Raw genomic sequence first — 6,218 nt, 5'->3', positions numbered from 1 at the left:
GAAACTCGTAATAGTAGCTCTCTGGAAGGTGTGATTTCAGATAGCGTGGAGAAGTCTTTTAAATCTGAGAATAAAACAGTGAGATAACGACTCTCACCACCTAGCTCAATAGCTTTGCCTGAACTTAGAAGATCATTGACGAGGTCCCGAGGTACATAAGAGGTAAAGGCGGAAATTGTGCTTTTTAGTTTCGTGATTGCATTTGCCAGGGTATTAATTTCAGTAATATTTTCGCGAATCTTAAATTTCTCATGGGTTTTAAAATTAATTAGGGCTTCAATCTCCCTTGTTAAAAGCTCTAAAGGTCTAGAAATATAATTAGCTAAAAAATAAATTACCCCAATCTGAAATAAAACCGCAAGAATACCCAATAAAAGAATGAGATTATTATTTTCTCTTAGCGGCCCAGCAAAATCATTTAAAGGCGTCACAATCAAGATGAGCCATTTTTTTACAAATTCCTTAGGTAAGCTAGTGATGATGCCCACGAATTCTTCTTGTGATGTGGGATCTTTAAAAATAAAGGGGGCCAAGACATTGTCTGGCTTAAGAGTCATGGCGATTGATGGAACTTTTGAAGTCATTGAATAAATCTGATTCATATTCAATACTCCACCAATTTCCTTAGCTGCGTCCTTCTGGTTTGAACTCGCAACTATTAACCCATGCTCATCAAGCAATAGATTGAAGCCATTTTTACTAATTAATTGCTCATTTAAAAATTTGCCTATCGAATCAAGAGATAAATCAATTGCAACTACCCCAGTAATATTTTTATCTACGTAAAATGGACTTGCGATAGAAAGGCCCGAAGCACCAGATTTTTTAATATAAGGCTCAGAAATAATCAGCTTTCCAGCTTTTGCAGCCTCCTTATACCAATCACGCGTCTTAGGAATGTAGGGCTCATCACTTGAAGAAGATCCTACTTCCTGATTTTTATCATCAAAGTAAACATACTTATATACATTTGGCTCTTTGGAGCGCTTATCAATCCATCGTAAAGCATATTTTGCTGTTGGCGGAACAGGCTTACCTTGTAATTTATCATCAGCTTTAACCCTCCGAACAGAGCGAAATGAGCCATCCTCAAAGCCAACGTCAACACTCAAGATATTAGGCGAAGAATTTAAATGACTTAATAAATAATTCCACGATTTAGGTGCCCCGAAAAAAGCGGGGTCGGCTGAGGCTAATTGACTTGTAGAAATAACCAATAGCTCTACCGGCCCAAATAGCTCTTTAATTTTTAAATTAGTAATAATTTGTAGATTAGAAATATGCTTAGTAGCAGTTTCTCTAATCATTTTTTCATTCGAGGCATAAGTAAACCAAATCATCGAAATAAATATCGGGACTACTAATAGGATGAATAAAAAGACGATACTGGGCCTTAAGCGAACCTTGAGATGCCTAGTTTTTTTAAAAAATAATGTCATCGTATTAGTGCCGCGCTATCCAAGGCGGCCCCATTTTGCAAATACTTAATCGCAATAAATTTTCCTGCATATTTGAGAGGATAAACCATTACCTTAGAAGTGCTTTAAAAGAACAAACCCTCACTATCGCTAGTGAGGGCTTTTTATGGTGGCCCACCAGGACTTGAACCTGGGACCAAAGGATTCCGGTTTGTGTTAGTTTCCTAACTCCCTGGACTATGCCTTCACCATATGCTCGCGCACTTAGGTGGGTGCCGTCTAGTCGCCTGTAGGTAAAATTTCAAAATGTTTGACATCCACCAGGCCAATTAAACATTCAGATAACCTTATTAGGTTACTGGAGTCATTAGTTCTAATCGTCATTTTGTATTGAAATAATGACCCATCGCCAATTAACTGGTAACTAATTCCTTCAACCTTAAAGCCATGTTTAGAAAGCAATTCTTTCACCACAATTTGGCTGGGTGTTTTATCCCTTGAATAGGTGATTGTATTATTTACATAGTGATGTGATGGAATCTTTGCCTCAATCCATCTAAATAATGACAAGGTAACAAGTGCCAAGACAGTTGCGATAATTGCAGGGAAATAAAATCCAATCCCAAAAAGAATACCAATTGCAGCCGTTATCCAAATGGAAGCTGCTGTTGTTAAGCCCCTAACATTTAAGCCCTTCTTAAATATAACACCCGCCCCTAAAAAGCCAATACCCGTCATAATTCCCTGAGCCATACGGGTTGGATCGGTCCTAAATAGCTCGCTGTTATCTACAGTTATCCAAATGCTTTGAAATGCGGTCACCGACATTAGCAAACTAGATGCAAGGCAAACTAGGGCATGCGTTCTAAATCCTGCCGGGCGACCATGGAGACTTCTTTCCATGCCGATAATTCCTCCGGCAATCAAAGAGGTAAGAAGGTTTGTTGTGATTAGGAGCGAGGTTTGATCCATTGCCACCCTTTAAACAAATATGTATTCACTTACATTGGCCATTGAAGTCTGCTGACTAAACTCCATTTAATACATAATCAAATATTTCATAACTTTTCAACGTTCCAGATGCGGCTTTTAACTTATAGGCCTCATTCATTGGCTTATTGATAATGATGGGAACCTTAGCCTCCGAAGTGCCACCATGTGTTCTTAGGCGATGGCCTTCTAAGCCCTTTAAGTCATGATTTGCAGCAGATGAACCTATGCAGACATCTGCTCTTGAAATCACAACAACATCTGCCTCACGATCAGCGGGCAATTCAAAAAGCTTACAAGCACTATCTTTATTCAATACCTGTTCAATGCCGTCTATACCTGCAATGACTTCAATGATCTCTTTTGGGGTTGCTTTGCCCCTACACCAAACACGCACAAATCCACCTAATGCGCCGTGATGACCAACATATGCATCCGTAATTGGGCATATAACCTGAGCATCACCTTTGCCAAACTTAGCATCCAAAATATCCTGAAGCCAGATAACGTTTGGCTTTCCAGCAGAATTTGACTTGTCATTCATGCCGTGGTCTGCAGTCAGCGCAATAGTCGCCCCCAATGTATCCAACTCTCCAAAGCATTTATCTAGTTCTTGATAGAAGATGCGAGCACCATCTTCATTTGGCGCAAACTTATGCTGCACCCAATCAGTTAGTGATAGATACATTAAATCAGGCCGGTCACGCTTTAAGATTTGAATGCCAGCCTTTAGCACAAACAAAGAAAGCTCCATTGAATAAATGTCTGGCTGAGGCATTCCAGCCAGATCTAATACATTCTCAATGCCATTCTCAGCCATGGTGCAACTACCAGAAAACTCTGAAGAAAAAGAAATGCTACCGTTACTCAAATCTAAATTCTTTCCAAGTTGCTTTCTAAGTTTATCTTTAGCGGTAATTGAAACAACCTTAGCTCCAGCTTTTGCAAATCCAGAAAGAATAGTGTCACCACGCAATAAATCTGGTCCAGTCATGACAACCGGCTCCCATGTCTTGGTATCTAAATAGTAGTTTCCTGAAATGCCATGTGCAGACGCAGGCGTTCCTGTGATGATGGACATATTATTTGGGCACGTAAAGCTAGGCATAGTGCCGTCAGCAATCACACTAAAACCCTCTTTAATAAATTTTGCAATATTAGGAATTGATCCATCCGCAAGAAATTGTTTCAAATACGCTGGATCGCCTCCATCTATACATACCACGACTGCTGGCGATATAGGCCAGGCATATTTTTTTTGATTAACCTCTACCTGAGTCTTCTTGGAGTCTTGATTCATAGTCATTTCTTCCTACCTATTTAAATTAAGCGCTTCATATAAACGCTTTTTACTATCCATTACATGATCAAAGAGCAACTTTTCTGATAAATCTACATCACCGGATTCAATAGCCTTCACTATTTGTTCATGATTTTTGGTTGAGATCTGAATATTGGAAACATTTTTTTCAAATGTCGCTCTACGAAATAGAGTTAATTCATTCGTTACACGGCGGTAGTTCATTACCAATGCAGGATTGTGGGCTGCTAACGCAAGATGTTCATGAAAGGCTATATTCAATGGAAAGTAAGCAACAAAATCATTTTGTGCTGCCGCTACTTTCATCTCCTTAATGAGCTCTTTGAGTTTCTTTAATTGCGCCTTTGTAATTCGCTCGGCAGCCAGCCTACCAATTAACCCATCTAAAGCTGCGCGAACCTCGTAAATATGTCCAACTTCATCAAGCGAGATTTGCCTTACCGACATTCCGCGATTTTTCTCATTAACAACCAAGCCAGCCTGCTCCAATGAGCGTAATGCTTCGCGTACTGGGCCTCTAGATATTCGCAACTGATTTGCTATTCCCGCCTCTGTCAGTTTTTCGCCAGAAGTTAACTCCCCGGAAATAATCTGACGCTCAATCTCTCTTTCAACTAGATTACTTAAGGAATGCTCACGCAATAGCTCAAATGCGCTATTTTGAATACTTAAGCCAATCTTCTCTTCAGTGCGATTCATTTCATTCCCGCCGTATTAGTTGTGTCATTAGATCAGTTTTATGGTATATTGTCAACAATATACAGTAAAAGTATCATAAAATTGAAATAAATGATTGTTAGGCTATGAGGCCAAGGAGACCATCAATGAACCTAGTACTAGTTTCAAAGCACGTAATACGCCTAATCACTTTAGTGATTGTCATGTTGACAGTTACACAGCCAGCGCTTGCCCAGTCGGATTGGCCTAATAAATCAATCAAACTTATAGTGCCCTTTCCACCTGGTGGTGGCACTGATACTTTCGCCAGACCTTTAGCAGCGCAATTGTCAAAAGAGTTGGGGCAGCAAGTTGTTGTTGAAAACAAGGGGGGAGCCGGCGGAACCATTGGGGCTGCAATAGCGGCTAAATCTCCATCAGATGGCTACACCATTTTTATGGGTGCCGTTCACCATACTGTTGCCGAGAGTATTTACAAAAATCTACCGTACAACCTAGAAAAGGATCTCATTCCAATAAGAGGAGTTGCTTTTGTTCCAGATGTCCTTGTTGTTAACAATAAGCTGCCAATTCAAAGTGTAAAAGAATTAATTCAATACTCTAAAAGTAATCCTGGCAAAGTCAACTACGGCTCCTCTGGCAACGGCACCACGAGACATCTTGCTGGTGAGATTTTTAATAAATTGACAGGTACTTCGCTTGTACATGTGCCCTATAAGGGATCCGGCCCTGCAATGGTTGCCCTCATGAGTGGTGAAGTTGATCTAATCTTTGAGGGTCTGGGTAGCGCAGCAACCTATATCCGCGCGGGTACCATTCGTCCATTGGCAGTTACGTCACCACAAAGATCTCCAGCATTTCCAGAAATACCCACAATGGCTGAAGCCGGCGTACTCGGATTTGAATCAATATCTTGGTATGGATTTTGGGTTCCAGCTAGCACACCCCAAACCATTCAAGATAAGCTCTTCGTCGCAACAACTAAAGCCCTCAACTCTCCTGAGATTAAAACTCTCTGGGCCAACCAAGGGGCTGATACTGGGCCCAGCACACAAAAACTTTTTATTCAGTATGTTAAAGATGAGACTGATAAGTGGGGTAAGGTTGCAAAGTCAGCTAACGTAACCATTGACTAACTAAGCGTCACTTAAAGTAACGCTCAAAAAACCGAACCCCCACTATCGCTAGTGAGGGTTTTTATATTAGTGGGCCGACCAGGACTTGAACCAAAACTATTATTTTTGTCGGGTCAAACCGACACTAAACGACCAGGGTCAAAATTCTACCTAGCTCGTGCCAGTCGCAGGGTTGCCCATAGTCGGCTGGATTAGGCACGCTAGCCGAGCTCACCCATGATTGACTCAATAGATCACAATTGACCAGGCTGAAACCGTATTAAATAGTGAGATTTGGCCTGCCCAGCACGTTTCGAACGTGCGACCTTATACCCTTAAAGTTAATTACTTAAGGCTGCAGCCTGATAGAAATAAATTGACCCCGTATTCCCCATCATATAAATTAATCCTCCATATCCAAGATTTGGTAGAGATCCTAGAGCAGTTGATGGCGTATATGCGCTAGGTGGCGGCCTAAGAATAGTCGTACCTGTGCTTGCATTGGCCCACTCTACAGTTTCGGTATAGTTGCCACTATAGAGCGCAGCTTGCAGAACACTTGTCGAAGAAGAAATATTCGGATTAAGGTATTGAGAAATTAATATCCTTTGGTTAGCTGGGCCAACTAAAGAAAAATAATCTGTCGTGCGCCAATCGGGTCGATTCCAAACAGTAGTCATTACGCCTGTTGTTTGA

The 6,218-nt window shown here is 41.0% G+C and carries 6 protein-coding genes; 1 reads left to right on the top strand and 5 read right to left on the bottom strand.

Translation table 11 applies throughout. The features are described from left to right. From LZT21_RS11805 to LZT21_RS11790, 4 genes are all read right to left on the bottom strand, one after another. A partial coding sequence (locus LZT21_RS11805) for a cache domain-containing protein (protein WP_233991000.1) occupies positions 1–1,307 on the bottom strand: 1,307 nt, incomplete at its 3' end. Positions 1,308–1,697: 390 nt separating this feature from the next. Then, positions 1,698–2,390: an MgtC/SapB family protein gene (locus LZT21_RS11800; RefSeq protein ID WP_233925010.1), complete on the bottom strand. Its 693-nt coding sequence runs from the start codon at positions 2,388–2,390 to the stop codon at positions 1,698–1,700. Between the two features lie 55 nt (positions 2,391–2,445). Beyond that, entirely contained in the window at positions 2,446–3,708 is a 1,263-nt protein-coding gene (gene phnA, locus LZT21_RS11795) for a phosphonoacetate hydrolase (protein WP_233990998.1), read from the bottom strand. Between the two features lie 12 nt (positions 3,709–3,720). Next, positions 3,721–4,428 carry an FCD domain-containing protein gene (locus LZT21_RS11790; RefSeq protein ID WP_233925013.1) on the bottom strand — a complete coding sequence of 236 codons (708 nt, stop codon included), beginning with the start codon at positions 4,426–4,428 and terminating at the stop codon, positions 3,721–3,723. 125 nt (positions 4,429–4,553) lie between these two features. Between LZT21_RS11790 and LZT21_RS11785 the strand changes: the two genes are divergently transcribed. Beyond that, positions 4,554–5,543 (top strand): tripartite tricarboxylate transporter substrate binding protein, encoded by a 990-nt coding sequence (locus tag LZT21_RS11785; RefSeq protein ID WP_233925014.1) that lies wholly within the window; start codon positions 4,554–4,556, stop codon positions 5,541–5,543. Between the two features lie 320 nt (positions 5,544–5,863). Here the strand turns inward: LZT21_RS11785 and LZT21_RS11780 are convergent. Then, positions 5,864–6,218: hypothetical protein (locus LZT21_RS11780; protein ID WP_233990997.1), on the bottom strand; the 355-nt coding region annotated here is incomplete at its 5' end.

It is taken from the genome of Polynucleobacter sp. IMCC 30228 (assembly GCF_021395205.1).
In the GTDB taxonomy this organism is placed as follows: Bacteria; Pseudomonadota; Gammaproteobacteria; order Burkholderiales; family Burkholderiaceae; genus Polynucleobacter.
Note: the sequence above shows the minus strand (reverse complement) of the source record. Positions and strands in the feature narration are given on the sequence as shown.